This is a genomic window from Lysobacter sp. 22409, assembly GCF_052045105.1.
Classification (GTDB): domain Bacteria; phylum Pseudomonadota; class Gammaproteobacteria; order Xanthomonadales; family Xanthomonadaceae; genus Lysobacter; species Lysobacter antibioticus_B.
Window position 1 is genome coordinate 142,709 of record NZ_JBQEOE010000002.1, and the last position, 15,955, is coordinate 158,663.

Here is a 15,955-nt window from a genome sequence, read left to right on the forward strand (position 1 = left end):
GATGGAACCTTCTGTTCAGGCAGCTAAATGAAGGACCGGACCGGCGACGATGAGGCCATCGCCGCCGCCAGCCTAGCGGGTCAGTTTAACGCAGCGAACCATACGGTCCGCGGTTCAGCCGTCCAGGGCCTGTCGCAGCGGGGTCAGGAAGCGCCGCGCGGTCTGGGCCGCGGCCTGCGCATCGGCGGCCTCGGCGAGCTCGGCCACCAGGGCGCTGCCTACCACCACGCCGTCGGCCTCGCGGGCCATGGTCGCGGCGCTGGCGGCGTCCTTGATGCCGAAACCGGCCACCACCGGCACCCGGCTGCGGGCGCGGATGGTGTGCAGGCGGTCGTTGGCAGCGCCGGTGTCGAGGCGGTCGGCGCCGGTCACGCCGGCGAAGCTGACGTAGTACAGGTAACCCTGGGCGTCGTCGCAGAGCAGCGCCAGGCGCGCGTCGGTGGTGGTCGGCGAGGCCAGCAGGATCAAGGCCAGACCGGTCTCGTTGAAGGCCGCACGCAGGTCCCCGGCTTCTTCCGGCGGCAGGTCGACCAGCAACACGCCGTCGACGCCGGCCGCGACCGCGTCGCGGGCGAAGCGCGCGTTGCCGCGGATCTCGATCGGGTTCAGATAGCCCATCAACACGACCGGCGTGTCGGCGTCGCGGCCGCGGAACTCGCGCACCGCTTCGAGCACCCAGCTCAGGCCGGCGCCGCGCGCGATCGCGCGCTCGGAGCTGCGCTGGATGGTCGGGCCGTCGGCCATGGGATCGGAGAACGGCACCCCGAGTTCGAGCACGTCGGCCCCGGCCTCGACCAGCGCATGCATCACCGGCACGGTCGCCTCCAGCGACGGATCGCCGGCGGTGACGAACGGGATCAGGGCCTTGCGGCCGGCGGCCTGCAGTTGTTGGAACTTGGCGTCGATTCGGTTCATTAGGCGAGCAGTGAGTTCAGAAGAGTGAGGAGTGAGTCAAAACCAAAGCCGAGCCGCACGACGGGTGAGATCTCGCAAAGGCGGCGCGTTGCCGCCCTTACTCACTCCTCACTCCCACGCACTCGTTGTTCGCCTCAAAAGTGCAGCCCTTCGCGTCCGGCGATGGTGTGCACGTCCTTGTCGCCGCGGCCGGACAGGTTGCACAGCACGACCTGGTCCTTCGGCATCGAGCGCGCCAGCTTGATCGCCTGGGCGATGGCATGGCTGGATTCCAGCGCGGCCAGGATGCCCTCGGTGCGCGCCAGGGTGCGGAAGGCGTCGAGCGCTTCGTCGTCGGTCACGCCGACGTATTCGGCGCGGCCGGCGTCCTTGAGGAAGGCATGCTCGGGGCCGACGCCGGGGTAGTCGAGACCCGCCGAGACCGAATGGGTCTCGATGATCTGGCCGTCGTCGTCGCACAGGACATAGGTGCGGTTGCCGTGCAGCACACCAGGACGCCCGGCCGCGAGCGAGGCGGCGTGGCGACCGGTGTCGATGCCGTCGCCGGCCGCTTCGGCGCCGACGATGCGCACCGCGCGGTCGTTGAGGAAGGCATGGAACAGGCCGATCGCATTGCTGCCGCCGCCGACGCAGGCCGTGATCGCATCGGGCAGGCGGCCGTACTCGGCCAGCATCTGCGCCCTCGCCTCGCGCCCGACCACGGCGTTGAAGTCGCGGACCATGCGCGGATACGGATCCGGGCCGGCCACGGTGCCGATGATGTAGAAGGTGTCGCGCACGTTGGTGACCCAGTCGCGCATCGCTTCGTTGAGCGCGTCCTTGAGGGTCTGCGAGCCGCTGGTCACCGGCACCACCGTCGCGCCGAGCAGCTTCATGCGGTAGACGTTGATCTTCTGCCGCTCGATGTCGGTCGCGCCCATGTAGACCACGCACTCCAGGCCCAGGCGCGCGGCCACGGTGGCGCTGGCGACGCCATGCTGGCCGGCGCCGGTCTCGGCGATGATGCGGGTCTTGCCCATGCGGCTGGCCAACAGGGCCTGGCCGATGGTGTTGTTGATCTTGTGCGCGCCGGTGTGGTTGAGGTCTTCGCGCTTGAGCAGGATCTGCGCGCCGCCGACTTCGTCGCTGAGGCGTTGCGCGTGGTAGATCGGGCTCGGCCGGCCGACGTAATGGGCCAGGTCGCGCTCGAACTCGGCGATGAAGGCCGGATCGACGCGGGCCGCGTCGTAGGCCGCGGCCAACTCTTCGAGCGGCGCGATCAGGGTCTCGGCGACGAAGCGGCCGCCGAAACGGCCGAAGTGACCGGAAGCGTCCGGATAGGCGTGGAAATCGATGGGGTCTGCGGACATCGGCTCGGGCGCGTTCTGCATCAGGGCGGACGTCGCCGTGGCGGCGACGGGAACGGGTGAGTTTAGGGCATCGAGGCGATCACCGTACGCACGAGGTGATCGCAGAATGGCGCCTCCGGACCCGGACGCCCTGCACCGCCGCCTTGCGCCAGGCCTCAGTCGACGTGACAGTCGGCGCGCCGCACTTCTTCGACGAAGTGGCGCATCTTGTCGCCGTCCTTGAGCCCCGGCGCGCTTTCGATGCCGCTGGACACGTCCACGCCCCAGGGCAAGGTCGCCAGGATCGCCTCGAACACGTTCTCCGGGGTGATGCCGCCGGCGAGCACGAAGGGTTTCTGCACGCCGACCGGAATCCGCGTCCAGTCGAAGGTCTTGCCGCTGCCGCCGCTGCTGCCCTTGGCGTGGCTGTCGAACAAAAAGCCGGCCGCGCCCGGATAACGCGTATGCAGCGCCGAGGGGTGCTGGTCGGCGAGTTCGCCGCCCATCGGGATGGCTTTCAGATAAGGCACGCCGAAGGCGCGGCAGAAGGCGTCGTCTTCGTTGCCATGGAACTGCAACAGGCTCGGCCGGACCTGGCGCACCACCTCGCGCACTTCGTCGACCGGGTTATCCATGAACAAGGCCACCGCGTCGACCAGCGGCGCCAAGGCCTGGCGCATGGCGCGCGCCTCCTCGGCGGCGACGCGGCGCGAGCTGCCGGCGGCGAACACGAAGCCGATGGCGTCGGCGCCGAGCTCGCAGGCCAGGCGCACATCGCCGGGACGGGTGAAACCGCAGAACTTGATGCGGGTACGGAACAGGGTGCGGGGACAGGGCTGGCTCAAAACGTAACCTCGGCAGGCAGCTGGCAATCGGCGGGATAGCGTGGGCCGACGAACACCAGACCCGAGGACGGCGCGGTCGGGCCGGCGACGGTACGGTCGCGTCCGGCCAACAATTCCCCGATCCATGCCTCGGGCTGTTCGCCCCGGCCCACCATCAGCAAGCTTCCGACAATGTTGCGCACCATATGGTGAAGAAAGGCGTTGGCCTGGACCTCCATCTCGACCACCTCGCCGTCGCGGCGCACCCCGATGTACTGCAGGTCGCGGCGCGCATGCGGGGCCTGGCAGTGCACGGTGCGGAACGCCGAGAAGTCGTTTTCGCCGAGCAGGGCCTGGGCGGCGCGGTGCATGGCGTCGGCGTCGAGCGGCCGGCGCTCCCAGGTCAGGTACTGCCGTTGCAGGGCCGGCCGCACCGAGCGGTTGAGGATGCGGTAGCGGTAGCGACGCGCGCGTGCCGAGAAGCGGGCGTGGAAATCGGCCGCGACCGGCACGCACCAGCGCACGCATACCGAGGGCGGCAGGCGCGAAGTGGTGCCGAGCACCCAGCCGCGCAGGTCGCGCTGGGCACTGCTGTCGAAATGGACGACCTGGCAGGAGGCGTGGACGCCGGCATCGGTACGCCCGGCGCAGGTCACATCGACGCGGCCGCCGGCCACGAACGACAGCGCGTCCTCCAGAGTGCTCTGGACGGTGGCTTCGCCGCGCAGGTCGGGCTCGCCCGGGCGCACCAGGCGTTGCCAGCCGGAAAACTCGCCTCCGTCGTACTCCACGCCCAGGGCGTAGCGGCGCAGCGGCGCCGCCACTGCGGAGGGAGCCGCCACTACGGAAGAAAGGGCGTCCGTCTCGAAAACTTCGGTCATGCCTGGTTCGGTCGCGTGCTGGCGCGGCTCAACTCAACGCTCAGGATTCGAGTTCGCGCAGCAGGCGCGCAGCCTGTTGGCGCGCCGCATGGTCACCGTTGATCAACACCTCGCCGAGCAGCTGGCGGGCGCTGCTTTCGTCGCCGAGGTCGAGGTAGGCGCGGGCCAGCTCGATGCGCTCCTGGCCCGGCGCGGTCGCCGCTTGGGCGTTGCTGCCGGCCGCGCTCGGATCGAGCACCGGCGCGGCGACGAATTCGGGGATCTGCGGCGCTGCCGGTTCGGCCCGCGGCGCGCCTGCGCCGGTATCGGCCGGGCCGACCGGCGCACGGGCGCTGCCGGCTTCGGCAGCGTGCCAGGTCGGCACTTTCGCGCCGGTGCGCGGTTCGGTCTTGGGCGCGGTCCAGAACGGCGCGGCGATCGGTTCGGCGGTCGCGGCACGGTCGGCCTCGGGTTCGCCGATCAATTGCGCGACCGGGTCGACCAGGGCCGCGGCGGGGTCCGGGCGGCGGCGCAAGGAGTCGCCCGAATCGCTCGCAACGGCATCGACCGCGGCACGGTCCGGGCCGCCACGGCTCGGCGCATCCGCCGCCGAAGCCGGCGCGCGGAAGCTCGGCTTCTTGGGTTCGCGGCGGCTCAACACCCAGCCGCCGATCAGCAAAGCCAGCACGCCGAGGCTGCCGAACACCCACGGCAAGGGCGAGCCGCCCTCGCTGCGGGCCTGGTTTTCGGCCAGACGCTGCTGGCTCGCGGCCAGCTCGCTGTCCTTCATCGCAATGAGCTTCTGCTGCTGCGTCTGCAACTGCTCCAGCTCGGCGACGCGGCTCTTGAGGTCGGCCAGTTCGGCATCGCGCGCGGCGATGACCTCGTTGGCCTGCTGAATCTCCTGTCGAACCATGCTGCCCTCGCCTCCGGCGCTGATGCCGGACTGTGCGCCCGCCTGGGTGGCTTGGCTGGCCCCCGGCGGGACGATTTCAAGACGCGCGTCGTTGCTGCGCGAGGCCGCGCCGCTCTGCGCGGCCGGTGCCACCGGCGTTTTCGCGACGGCGTCGGACTCCAGGCTGATGGGCTGCGGAACCGGCTGCCGCGCCTGGCGCCACTGCTGGACCTGCACCCGCACCAATTCGCTGGCTTCGCGCGGATCGATCGCATCGAATTGGTTGCCAGGCGGCAGGCGCAGCACCGCGCCCTGCCGGAGGCGGTTGATGTTGCCGCCGATGAAGGCCTCGGGATTGGCCCGCAACAGCGCGATCATGGTCTGGTTGAGGGTGTTCTCGCCGGCCACGCCGGCAGCGATCGCCGACAGGGTCTGGCCGCGCTCGACCGTGATCTCGCCGTCGGCGCCTACGCTCGGTGCGGCCGCCACCGGGCGCGGCTCGCGCGGCGCCTGCGGGATGCGGCCTGCATTCGGACGCTCGGCCTGCGCCGGCGGCACCGCCTCGGGCTGCACCGGCTCGGGCTGGAGCGCGATGGGTTCCGGCGCCGGCGCCGGTGCCGCGGTGATCGCACTGCCCGGGTCGTAACGGTCGAGCTGGTTCTCCACCGCCAGCGGATCGGTCGCCTGCGGCTGCGCACCGAACGGCAGCGGCGCATCCAGCGGACGCTCGATGGTGTTGGCGGCGGCGCCGGTCGGAGCCTGGATCGGCGGCTGCATCGGTGCGGACACCGTGCGCGGCGCGTCGAGCAAGGCCGAGTATTCGCGGGTCAGGCGGCCCTGCCCCCAATCGACTTCGATCAGGAAGGTCAGCAGCGGCTGATTGACCGGCTGGGTGCTGGTGACCCGGATCACCGGCTTGCCGGCGTTGTCCAGGGCGAGCACGAAGCGCAGGTCGGTGACGATGCCTTGCGGCGGCTGCAGGCCGATGCGCTGGAAGGTCTCCGGCGAGGCCAGCCCCGCGCGCAACTGCGCCAACTCGTTGCTGTCGCTGGAAATGACCGGGATCTCGGCCAGCAACGGCTGGCCCGCGCGCGATTTGACCTCGATCTGCCCCAGACCGAGCGCACCGGCCGCCCCACTGGCCAGAGCCAACGCGAGAGCCAATGCTGTGCGTGCGAAACCTGATCTCACAGACGATCCCATTACCCTAGTCAGGCGGCGACTCTAGCGGTCGGCGGGCGGAATGCGCAACGCGGCGATGAAGGTCGGCCTTCGATTCGGCGTTCGATCGGCATCCGACCGCCTGAACCGATTCGGCCCGATGCCTGGCGCACCGCCGTCGACCCGTGTCTGCGCAGAGTGCACCACATCGGCCGGTCGACGCCAGCAGCCCGGCTCATTCCGGCGAAACCGGCCCACGGCCCGGTCTGGACATAAACGCATTGCGCAAAAAAATCGGGCCCCGCAGGGCCCGATCCGTACTTCGATCCGTGCGCTGCGGGGCTCAGCCTTCGTTCCAGACCAATTCCGCCAGTTGCACGGCATTGGTCGCCGCGCCCTTGCGGATGTTGTCGGACACCACCCACAGCGACAAACCGCGCGGATGCGAGATGTCGTCGCGGATGCGGCCGACGAAAACCGGATCTTGTCCCGAAGCGTGCGTGACCGGCGTCGGATATCCGCCGCCGACCGGGTCGTCGACCACCACCAGGCCCGGCGCCTGCTCGAGCAGCGCGCGCGCGTCGACGGCGCTGAGCTTGTCGCGGGTCTCGATGTGCACCGCCTCGGAGTGGCCGTAGAACACCGGCACCCGCACCACCGTCGCGTTCACGCCGATGCTGTCGTCGCCGAGGATCTTGCGGGTCTCCCAGACCAGCTTCATCTCTTCGGTGGTGTAGCCGTTGTCGGTGAAGTCGCCGCCGTGCGGGATCACGTTGAAGGCGATCTGCACCGGATAGACCTCGGCCTTGGCTTCCTGGAAGTTCAACAGCGCCGCGGTCTGCTTGCCGAGCTCTTCCATCGCGCGCTTGCCGGTGCCGGACACCGACTGGTAGGTGGCGATGTTGATGCGTTCGAGCTTCGCCTTGCGGTGGATCGGCGCCAACGCGACCATCAACTGCATGGTCGAGCAGTTCGGATTGGCGATGATGCCGAGCGGGCGGTGCTTGGCCGCTTCCGGATTGACTTCGCTGACCACCAGCGGCACGTCGTCCTGGTAACGGAACGCGGACGAGTTGTCGATCACCACCGCGCCGGCCGCGGCGAACTTCGGCGCATATTCCTTGGACACCGAACCGCCGGCCGAGAACAGCGCGATATCGACGCCGCTCGGATCGAATTTCGCCAGGTCCTGGACCACGATGGTTTTGCCGTCGAACTGGATTTTCTCGCCCGCCGAGCGTTCGCTCGCCAACACATGCAACTGACCGATCGGGAATTTGCGCTCGGCCAGCACCTTCAGCATGGTTTCACCGACTGCGCCGGTGGCACCGACGACAGCGACATTGCAGGACGTCTTGGCGTTCATCTGTTCCTATTTACCTGACTTGTGGGAGCCGCCGGACCCATTTCCGGCGGATGTTGCTCGGGTCGGCGCGCGAGGCGCCGGAAAAGCTTGGCCGCGGGCTGCGCCTTCATGGCGCGCCCTGTGCGCCCATTGTGCGGCCGCCGGCGTCGGCGTGGCGGGCCTCAGCTCGGTGGGCGAACTGCGCGGCGTTCACAGGCGACGGCGGCCGGCCGGCGTCGGGCCCGTGGCCCAGCGCCGCGATCAGATTGTCCACCGCTAGCGCGACCATGGCACGCCGGGTGGCGAGGCTGCCGCTGGCGATATGCGGGGTCAGCACGACGTTGCGCAGCGCGAGCAGGCGCGGATTGAGCGCCGGCTCGCCCTCGAACACGTCCAGACCGGCCGCGGCCAGGCGCCCGTGTTCGAGGGCATCGGCGAGCGCGTCTTCGTCGACGATGCCGCCTCGGGCGATGTTGGTCAGGGTCGCGTGCGGCTGCATCCGCGCCAGCGCGGCGGCGTCGATCAGATGATGCGACTGCGGCGAGTACGGCAGCACCAGGACCAGGTGGTCGGCGCGTGTCAGCAGTTCCTCGAAACCGACGTAGGTCGCGGCCGACTCGCGTTCGACCGCTTCCGACAGACGGCTGCGGTTGTGGTAGAGCACGCGCATGCGGAAGCCGGCGGCGCGGCGCGCGATGGCCTGGCCGATGCGGCCCATGCCGAGGATGCCCAAGGTCGTGCCGTGCACATCGCCGCCGAGCAGCGAATCGAAACTCCACTGCCGCCAATGACCTTCGCGCAGCCAGTGCTCGGCCTCGCTGATCCGCCGCGCGGCGGCCATCATCAAGGCCCAGCCGAAGTCGGCGGTGGTTTCGGTCAACACGTCGGGCGTATTGGTGACGAGGATGCCGGCCGCGCTCAGCGCCGGCAGGTCGAGGTTGTTGTAGCCCACCCCGACGTTGGCGATCGCGCGCAGGCGGGCGGCGCCGGCGACCTGCGCCGCACCGATCGGGTCGTTCAGCGTGACCAGGGCGCCGTCGGCCTCGCGCAGCGCCGCGGCGATCGCCTCGGGGCCGTGCTGGGTCACGCGCGCGGTCGCGACGACGTCGAAGTGCTCGCGCAGGCGCGCGACGACGTCGTCGAACAACGGTTGCGAAACCCAGACCCGCGGCCGCTCAGGCATCGGCATCGAGCTCCAATTGGGCCGGGATGCGCGGGCTGACCACACCGACGTCGCCGCACTGGGCGCGGTGGCGCAGGGCCTGGTCGACCAGCACCAGCGCGACCATGGCCTCGCAGATCGGGGTGGCGCGGATGCCGACGCAGGGGTCGTGACGACCGGTGGTGATCACTTCGACTTCGTTGCCGTGGATGTCGACGCTGCGCACCGGCAGGCGCAGGCTCGAGGTCGGCTTGAACGCGGTCGAACAGCGCAACTGCTGGCCGGTGCTGATGCCGCCGAGGATGCCGCCGGCATGGTTGCTGGCGAAGCCGGAGCGCGACAGCTCGTCGCGATGCTCGCTGCCCTTGGACGCGACGACCGCGAAGCCGTCGCCGATCTCCACGCCCTTGACCGCGTTGATGCTCATCAGGGCGGCGGCGAGGTCGCCGTCGAGCTTGCCGTAGATCGGCTCGCCCCAGCCCGGCGGCAGGCCGTCGGCGATCACGTCGACGCGCGCGCCGACCGAGTCGCCGGACTTGCGCAGCGCGTCCATGTAGGTCTCCAGCTCGCCGACCTGGTCGGCGGCGGGCCAGAAGAACGGGTTCTCTTCCACCGCCGACAGGTCGTAGGCGTTCGGCACGATTTCGCCGATCTGCGACATGAAACCGCGCACGCTGACGCCGTAGCGCTCGGCCAGCCACTTCTTGGCGATCACGCCGGCCGCCACTCGCATGGTGGTCTCGCGCGCCGACGAACGCCCGCCGCCGCGCGGATCGCGCAGGCCGTACTTCTGCCAATAGGTGTAGTCGGCGTGGCCGGGGCGGAACTGCTCGGCGATCGAGCCGTAGTCCTTGCTGCGGGCGTCGGTGTTGCGGATGACCAGGGCGATCGGCGTACCGGTGGTGCGGCCCTGGTAGACGCCGCTGAGGATTTCGATGTCATCGCTTTCCTGGCGCTGCGAAGTGTGGCGCGTGCGCCCGGTAGCGCGGCGGTCGAGGTCGCGGCGGAATTCCTCCGGCGCGATTTCCAGGCCCGGAGGGCAACCGTCGATCACGCAACCGATCGCCGGACCGTGGCTTTCGCCGAAGGTCGTCACCGTGAAAAGCTTTCCAAAGCTGTTGCTGGCCACTGATCGAAGTCCTGATGCGTGCCGGTCTCGTCCGGCGTGGGGGGGTGCGCGGAGTCGGTGCGAGCGTCGCTTGCGCGAAGCGCCCGTGCCGATGCGCGGCGGCAGGGGTGCGTCCTGCGCCGACGCCATCGCGATGCGCGCCGAACGCAGCCACCTGCCTACGCCGATGGTATGACGCAGCGGTGACGCGCGGCTTCACGAATCGCAGGGCGACGGCGATCGAGGACAGCGGATTCTATGCCGGCCGACCGCGCGGACATGCGACGGCGACACGCATCGCCTGCGACTCGCGCCTCATCTCGAATTCCCCCGAATGTGAGGAAAAACCGATGATGTGGAGTGTGCCGTAGACACCGATCTCGCGCGAACTACCATCGCGACCTACGTCGTCCACCATAGCCGACGGCGCAGGTTTCCGCTGCAACGATGAGCGAAGCCCAATGCGGCGAGGTGGTCGGCGACCCTACGCCGGAGTATCTGCGCGCCTACTCGAACGAACGCAGACGCCGCGGGGCGCTTGCGGATTCCGGTCGGTCTGGCGCCTGGCGCGTGCTGGATCAGCGTTCAGGCGCTGCGGGGACGCGTCGCGTCGCCCGCCACCGGCCGCCGACGCACGCTCAACCGCGCGCGTCGGCGAGTCGTTTGATTGCGTCGTGGTGTTCGACGAGGTCGTGGCGCTCGGCCACGAAGATGCCCATCTGGCCGACCTTGAACTCGACCCAGGCCAGCGGTAGTTGCGGCAGCAGTTCGACCAGGGCGCGTTCGGCCTCGCCGACTTCGCAGATCAGCAGGCCGTGCTCGCTCAGATGATCGGGCGCATCGCGCAGGATCTTCAGCGCCAGGTCCAGGCCGTCGTCGCCGGCACGCAGGCCGAGCTCGGGTTCGTAGGAATATTCCTTCGGCAGCGCGTCGGTCTCGTCGTTGGTGACGTAGGGCGGATTGGTCACGATCAGATCGAAGACCTCGCCCTGCAGCCCCTTGAACAGATCGGACTTGCGCAGCTCGAGGTTGTCGGCGTGCAGGCGGGCCTTGTTCTCGGTGGCCAGCGACAGCGCCTCGTCGTTGATGTCGGCACCGACCACCTGCCACTCGGGGTGGTAATGCGCGGTGGCGATGGCGATGCAGCCCGAACCGGTGCACAGGTCGAGCGCGCGCTCGACCTCGCGGCCGCCGAGCCAGGGCTCGAAGCCCGACTCGATCAATTCGGCGATCGGCGAACGCGGCACCAGGGCGCGGCGGTCGCTCTTGAAACTCAGGCCGGCGAACCAGGCCTCGCCGGTCAGATAGGCGGCCGGGATGCGCTCGTTGACGCGGCGCTCGAACAGTTCCAGCACCTTGGCCTTTTCTTCGCCGGTCACGCGGCCGGCGCCGTACACCGGGCTCAGGTCGTGCGGCAGGTGCAGCGCGTGCAGGACCAACTGGGTGGCCTCGTCGAGCGCGTTGTCGTAGCTGTGGCCGAAGGTCAGCCCGGCCGCGCCGAAGCGGCTGGCGCCGTAGCGGATCAGATCGACGAGGGTCAGCTGTTCGAAGGAGGCGGAAGCGGGCACGGCGGGTCCAGGGCAAAACAAGGCGCGCAGTATAGCGGGTGAGGTGGATTCGAGCTCGGGCTCGGGCTTGGACTCGGGACTCGGGCACGGCCAGAGCAAATCCCCCCTGCCCCCTCCTTAAAGGGGGGGACTCGTCTGGAGGATTCGTAAGGAAACAGGGAGCACGTCCAGGCCTGGCCCCTCCAACAGGCCCGGCCCCGCTAAAGCGAACGAAAGCGCCCCGAAGGGCTTCCCCCCTTTGCAAAAGGGGCCAGGGGGGATTTGCTTTTCGCTCCCGGCCCGCCCCTCGATCCGTTCACGCCGAACAAGCGCCCGCCTCCGCGCCCGGTATCATGCCCCGGCGCAACAAACGGAATCGCCATGTTCAATCGCACCACCGCCATCGTCCTGGTCGCCGCGCTCGCCGCAGCAGCCGGCCTGTGGGCGTCCAGGCAGTACTTCGGCAGCGCCCGCCCTTCGCCCTGGCCGCAGACCAAGGCGGTGCGCCTGTTCGAGCCGCCGCGCACCCTGCCGGCGTTTTCGCTGCGCCAGTCCGACGGCACCCAGCTCATTCCCGGCGAACTCAAAGGCCACTGGACCCTGGTCTTCCTCGGCTTCACCCACTGCCCCGACGTCTGCCCGACCACCCTGGCCGAGCTGTCGGTGGCGCAGAAGCAGTGGGATTCGATTCCCGAATCCACCCGTCCGCGGGTGCTGTTCGTCTCGGTCGATCCCGAGCGCGACCCGCCCGACCGCATCGGCGAGTACGCGCACGGCTTTCACAAAGACACCCTGGCCGCGACCGCCGACATCCCGGCGCTGGAAACCTTCACCAAGTCGCTCGGCATGGTGTTCGGCAAGGTGCCGGCGCCCGACGGCGCGCCCGCCGACCAGTACACGATGGACCACAGCGCCAGCATGGCCGTGCTCGATCCGCAGGGCCGCATGGCCGGCCTGATCCGACCGCCGCTGGACCCGAACGCCATCGCCGCCGACCTTGCCGCACTGACCGAAGCCAAGACCCCGTGAGTCTCGTCACCACCCTGACCTATGCCCTGCCGCACCGCGCGCTGTCCTCGATCGCGCGCTCGCTGGCCTATTCCTCCAACCCGCGCGTCAAGCAGTGGCTGATCGATACGGTCACTCGCAAGTTCGGCGTGAATCTCGGCGAAGCCGCCGAGCCCGATGCGCAGGCCTATCCGACCTTCAACGCTTTCTTCACCCGCGCGCTGAAGCCCGGCGCGCGCGTGCCCGAGGCCGACCCGCGCAGCTTGCTGATGCCGGCCGACGGCCGCATCAGCCAGTGCGGGCCGATCCGCGCCGGCGAAATCTTCCAGGCCAAGGGCCAGTCGTTCACCGCGACCGAGCTGCTCGGCGGCGACGAAGCCGCGGCCGCGCCGTTCCGCGATGGCGTGTTCGCCACGGTCTATCTGTCGCCGAAGGACTATCACCGCGTGCACATGCCCTGGGCCGGCACCCTGCGCGAAACCGTGCACGTGCCGGGCCGCTTGTTCAGCGTCGGCCCGGACGCGGTGCGCAACGTGCCGCGTCTGTTCGCGCGCAACGAGCGCCTGGTCTGCCACTTCGACACCGACTTCGGGCCGATGGCGATGGTCATGGTCGGCGCGCTGTTGGTCTCGGGCGTGGAAACGGTCTGGAGCGGAGTCGAGATCCCCCGCTACGGCGATCGCGTCCAACACAAGGACTACCGCGGCAAGGGCATCGCGCTCGAACGTTTCGCCGAAATGGCCCGCTTCAACTACGGTTCGACCGTGATCGTGCTGTTGCCGCCGGGCGTGGCGAACCTGGCCGACGGCCTCGGCGCGGAAACCGCGGTGCGCCTGGGCGAAGCCCTGGCCCGACGCAACGACTGAATCGCTGCGACTTCGCAAACCTCACCCAAGGAGGGGAATCATGTCATTTCATCAACGCCCGGCCCTGCGCCGGGCGGCCTGCCTGTTGTTGATCGCCGCCCTCGCCGCCTGCAGCAGCAAGAGCGAGAACGAGCAGTTGCTCGAACTGCGCGACGGCCTGGCCTACACCCAATATCGGCGCCTGTCCGAGAGCGGCTTGCCGGGCGCGATCGGCGCCTACCGAAAAGGCATGGAATGGAGCGGCAAGACGCCGCCGGTCGAGTTCGACGAGGCCGACTACTGCGCCATGCACGTGCTGCTTGCCTACGGCGCACTGGTCGCCGACAAGAGCACGATCGCCTTGGCCGAAAGCGACATCGTCGAGGCGCGCAAGTGCGGCAGCTTCGATCGCGTCGCCGCGAACTCGCTGCGTTCGGTGGTGTTCCAGCGACTGGAATGGCCGCAACTGGCCCAGGCCGAGAGCGACAAAGTCTGGACCGCGCCGCAGGCGCCCGGCGCGGATCAACCGCCGGTCGCGCACGTGATCACCTTGCATGCCGCCCTGACTTATCTGGCGGTGAGCGAGAAGCGCTGGGACCGCGCCCAGGTGCATATCGATGCGCTCGGGCAGCTGTTGAAGCAGCCGTGGATGAGCGAGCTGCCGCGCGCCGGCCTGGCGTTCCAGGAAGGCCGCACCCGCGACGGTCTGGTCACGCTCAAGCGCATGAGCCAGGACCCGAGCGCACCCGAGCCGGTGCGCAAGGAACTCGCGCGTTTCATCGCCAAGGTCGAAGCCAAGGGCGGCGACGTCGATTCCTTCGTCTTCATGCCGCGCCTGATCGCGGTGCTGACTTGGGAAGCGGTCAAGCAAGAAGGGCCGGACGTGCTGCGCACCACCACGCGCTTCGCCGAAGAGCAGGCCTGGAAGCCCTTGAACGATTCGGTCAAGGACGGCGCCGGCAAGGCCCGCGAAGTCGCCGGCGGCTGGTGGAATAAAGCCCGCGACGCGGTCTCCTCCGACGCGAAGGCGGCGCCCGAGGCCGCGAAACCGCAGTAAGCGCACCGCCGTCGCACCANGGCGGTGCGATGCAGCGGGGCTTATTACATGCCCCGCGCGTGCGGCGGCAGCGCCTGCTGCTGGGTCTGGTGTTGCTGCTCGTGTTGCGCCGCCTGCTGCGGGCCGAGCTGGCTCAGGCGCTGCTGCGAATCCTGCACCGGCGTATTGGTCGCATCGGCGGTCGGCATGTGCGCGCGCAGGCTGGCCGGGTCGTTGGCCGCGCCCTGCACCACGAACACGTTCTGCCCGGCGCGCTGGGTCTCGGTCTGCTGGCTCAGGAACACGCCGTCGATGCGCTCGAAACCGTTCTGGCGGGCCAGGCAGGCGACGCTGAAGATCATGCATTCGCTGGTTTGGTCCGGGGTGCGCCCGAGCCGCGCGTCGAGCTGATTGACCTGGGCCCGCGCTTGTTGCACCAAGGGGTCTTCCGGCCCGGCACGTCCGCTCGCGTTCGCATGCGGCTGGGTCGCCTGCGGCGGGACCTCCGGCACCTGCACGCCCGGCGTCTGGGTGGCCGGGGTCTGCGCGCCAGGCGGCTGCGGCTGCGTCGCCGGTTGCTGAGCGGCCGGCTGCAGCGCCGGATCCGGCGTGGTGCGCAGCACCGGCGCATGCGGATCGACGTGCAGCAGGCGCGTGGTGGCGCCGTTGTGGGTCTGGCTGAGGTCGGTGGTGCCGTCGCGATTGCGCACCCGCGACAGCTCGTTGCGATCGACGTCGGCCCACACGCCACCGATATTGGAATGACCGCTGCCGTCGCGGTTCCAGACCACGAAGTCGTTGCCGGACGCGTACAGGCCTGCGGTCGGACGCCCTGCCCGGCCCTGGCCTTCCTGCTGCGGACGGCCATAGGCATAGGCGCCGCCCTGGTCGAGCGCGTGGATCAAGGCCGGCGCCTCGACCTTCTGCAGGAACAAATTCTTGGCGGTGTCGTACTCGGCGGCGAGATGCGGACGCGCCGCGTCCTGACCGGTCTGGCTGGGATTGACCAGGGGATTGGCCATCACATCCTGCCAGGTCTGGTGCAGCGGGCTGCGCGAGTCGGCGTTGCGCAGCGCAATCATCACTTCCGCGCCCTGCAGCGCGGCGTCGCGGCCGGTCTCCATGTAGTCGCGGTCGCCGCTGGTCCTCGGCAACAGGCGGTCGACCGCGCCGCTGACGTCGGCGACGCTGTTATGGGTGCCGTTGTTCATGTCGCGCAACAAGGCCGGGGTCCAGCGCGTGCCGCTCTGGTTCTCGACCTTGGCCACCATCGTGGTCAGGCGCACTTGGTCGTCGGGCGTGGAATTGCGGTACAGCGCGGTCTGGCTGACCTGGGCCATGACGCCGCTGACCAGTTCGTTGGCCTGGGCGACGTCGCGGTTGTGGATGTAGGTGACACCGGCGTCGGAGCGCAGGAATTCGTTGAGATTGCCTTCGATGCGCGCGTCCATCGCACGCCCGCCCTGGGCGGTGATGGTGTTGCCGTTGCGGCCGAGGTCGGCGATGGTCTGGGTGCGCTCGGCGGCGCTGAGCACGCGCTCGGGATGATTCGCGCGGGCCCAGCCCTGATAGGCGTCGACCAGCGACGGCACCACTTCGGGATGCTGGCCCAGGTCGGTCTGCAAGGTGCCGATCGAATAGCCGCTGTTGCCGACCGGCTGCATCACCCCGTTGACGGTGTTGCCGGCGAAGGACAGGTGATTGGAGACGTCGCGGCCGCCGACGCTGCCCTCGGAGCCCACGCCGATGGCGAAATAGGCGATCGCACGGCGTTCGTCGTCGGTCATGACGCGCGGCGGCGGGGCCGCAGGCGGTGTCGCCGCGGCGTCGTTCTGTGCGGGTTGGTTCATGGTCTAGCCTCCTTGCTGCGACACGGGCCGGAGCGCCCGCGGCTTCGCTGTCTGTTCGGACCCTTTCTGTG

The 15,955-nt window shown here is 69.4% G+C and carries 13 protein-coding genes; 3 read left to right on the plus strand and 10 right to left on the minus strand.

Features of this window, described 5'->3' with window-relative positions; translation table 11 throughout:
- Positions 1–114: 114 nt before the first annotated feature.
- The 9 genes from trpA to prmB all read right to left on the minus strand — a co-directional run bounded on the left by trpA (position 115) and on the right by prmB (position 11,166).
- The gene (gene trpA / locus ACTJJK_RS01700; protein ID WP_031370890.1) at positions 115–915 is read right to left on the minus strand and encodes a tryptophan synthase subunit alpha; all 801 of its coding nucleotides are present in this window, start codon (positions 913–915) and stop codon (positions 115–117) included.
- Between the two features lie 134 nt (positions 916–1,049).
- Positions 1,050–2,264, minus strand: a complete 1,215-nt coding sequence (trpB, locus tag ACTJJK_RS01705; protein WP_031370891.1) for a tryptophan synthase subunit beta — start codon at positions 2,262–2,264, stop codon at positions 1,050–1,052.
- Between the two features lie 155 nt (positions 2,265–2,419).
- Positions 2,420–3,088, minus strand: a complete 669-nt coding sequence (locus ACTJJK_RS01710) for a phosphoribosylanthranilate isomerase (protein WP_031370892.1) — start codon at positions 3,086–3,088, stop codon at positions 2,420–2,422.
- Positions 3,085–3,879, minus strand: a complete 795-nt coding sequence (truA, locus tag ACTJJK_RS01715; RefSeq protein ID WP_031370893.1) for a tRNA pseudouridine(38-40) synthase TruA — start codon at positions 3,877–3,879, stop codon at positions 3,085–3,087. Before truA ends, ACTJJK_RS01710 begins: the two co-directional genes overlap by 4 nt.
- A 109-nt stretch (positions 3,880–3,988) precedes the next feature.
- The gene (locus tag ACTJJK_RS01720) at positions 3,989–5,974 is read right to left on the minus strand and encodes a FimV/HubP family polar landmark protein (protein ID WP_440729294.1); all 1,986 of its coding nucleotides are present in this window, start codon (positions 5,972–5,974) and stop codon (positions 3,989–3,991) included.
- Between the two features lie 352 nt (positions 5,975–6,326).
- A complete protein-coding gene (locus tag ACTJJK_RS01725; protein ID WP_223620077.1) occupies positions 6,327–7,349 on the minus strand; it encodes an aspartate-semialdehyde dehydrogenase in 1,023 nt (340 codons plus the stop codon).
- Between the two features lie 106 nt (positions 7,350–7,455).
- Positions 7,456–8,517 (minus strand): 2-hydroxyacid dehydrogenase, encoded by a 1,062-nt coding sequence (locus ACTJJK_RS01730; protein WP_440729295.1) that lies wholly within the window; start codon positions 8,515–8,517, stop codon positions 7,456–7,458.
- Entirely contained in the window at positions 8,504–9,619 is a 1,116-nt protein-coding gene (aroC, locus tag ACTJJK_RS01735) for a chorismate synthase (RefSeq protein WP_031370897.1), read from the minus strand. Before aroC ends, ACTJJK_RS01730 begins: the two co-directional genes overlap by 14 nt.
- Positions 9,620–10,236: 617 nt before the next feature.
- Positions 10,237–11,166, minus strand: coding sequence for a 50S ribosomal protein L3 N(5)-glutamine methyltransferase (prmB, locus tag ACTJJK_RS01740; RefSeq protein WP_440729296.1), 930 nt, complete (start codon positions 11,164–11,166; stop codon positions 10,237–10,239).
- A 360-nt stretch (positions 11,167–11,526) separates the two neighbouring features.
- Between prmB and ACTJJK_RS01745 the strand changes: the two genes are divergently transcribed.
- From ACTJJK_RS01745 to ACTJJK_RS01755, 3 genes are read left to right on the plus strand one after another with little or no spacing between them, the layout of a single operon-like run.
- Positions 11,527–12,174 (plus strand): SCO family protein, encoded by a 648-nt coding sequence (locus ACTJJK_RS01745; protein ID WP_031370899.1) that lies wholly within the window; start codon positions 11,527–11,529, stop codon positions 12,172–12,174.
- The gene (gene asd, locus ACTJJK_RS01750) at positions 12,171–13,019 is read left to right on the plus strand and encodes an archaetidylserine decarboxylase (protein WP_223620074.1); all 849 of its coding nucleotides are present in this window, start codon (positions 12,171–12,173) and stop codon (positions 13,017–13,019) included. The genes ACTJJK_RS01745 and asd overlap by 4 nt, the downstream gene beginning before the upstream one ends.
- A 40-nt stretch (positions 13,020–13,059) precedes the next feature.
- Complete coding sequence (locus ACTJJK_RS01755; protein ID WP_223620073.1) at positions 13,060–14,055, plus strand: hypothetical protein; 996 nt, start codon at positions 13,060–13,062, stop codon at positions 14,053–14,055.
- Positions 14,056–14,099: 44 nt separating this feature from the next.
- Here ACTJJK_RS01755 and ACTJJK_RS01760 read toward each other — a convergent pair whose 3' ends face one another.
- A complete protein-coding gene (locus ACTJJK_RS01760; protein ID WP_440729297.1) occupies positions 14,100–15,884 on the minus strand; it encodes an XVIPCD domain-containing protein in 1,785 nt (594 codons plus the stop codon).
- Between the last annotated feature and the right edge of the window lie 71 nt (positions 15,885–15,955).

Excerpts from the sequence above, each read along its gene's own strand:
- ACTJJK_RS01730 (WP_440729295.1), bottom strand. The coding sequence starts at position 8,517 with ATGCCGATGCCTGAGCGGCCGCGGGTCTGGGTTTCGCAACCGTTGTTC.
- trpB (WP_031370891.1), bottom strand. The coding sequence starts at position 2,264 with ATGTCCGCAGACCCCATCGATTTCCACGCCTATCCGGACGCTTCCGGT.
- ACTJJK_RS01745 (WP_031370899.1), top strand. The coding sequence starts at position 11,527 with ATGTTCAATCGCACCACCGCCATCGTCCTGGTCGCCGCGCTCGCCGCA.
- ACTJJK_RS01725 (WP_223620077.1), bottom strand. The coding sequence starts at position 7,349 with ATGAACGCCAAGACGTCCTGCAATGTCGCTGTCGTCGGTGCCACCGGC.
- ACTJJK_RS01760 (WP_440729297.1), bottom strand. The coding sequence starts at position 15,884 with ATGAACCAACCCGCACAGAACGACGCCGCGGCGACACCGCCTGCGGCC.
- trpA (WP_031370890.1), bottom strand. The coding sequence starts at position 915 with ATGAACCGAATCGACGCCAAGTTCCAACAACTGCAGGCCGCCGGCCGC.
- ACTJJK_RS01755 (WP_223620073.1), top strand. The coding sequence starts at position 13,060 with ATGTCATTTCATCAACGCCCGGCCCTGCGCCGGGCGGCCTGCCTGTTG.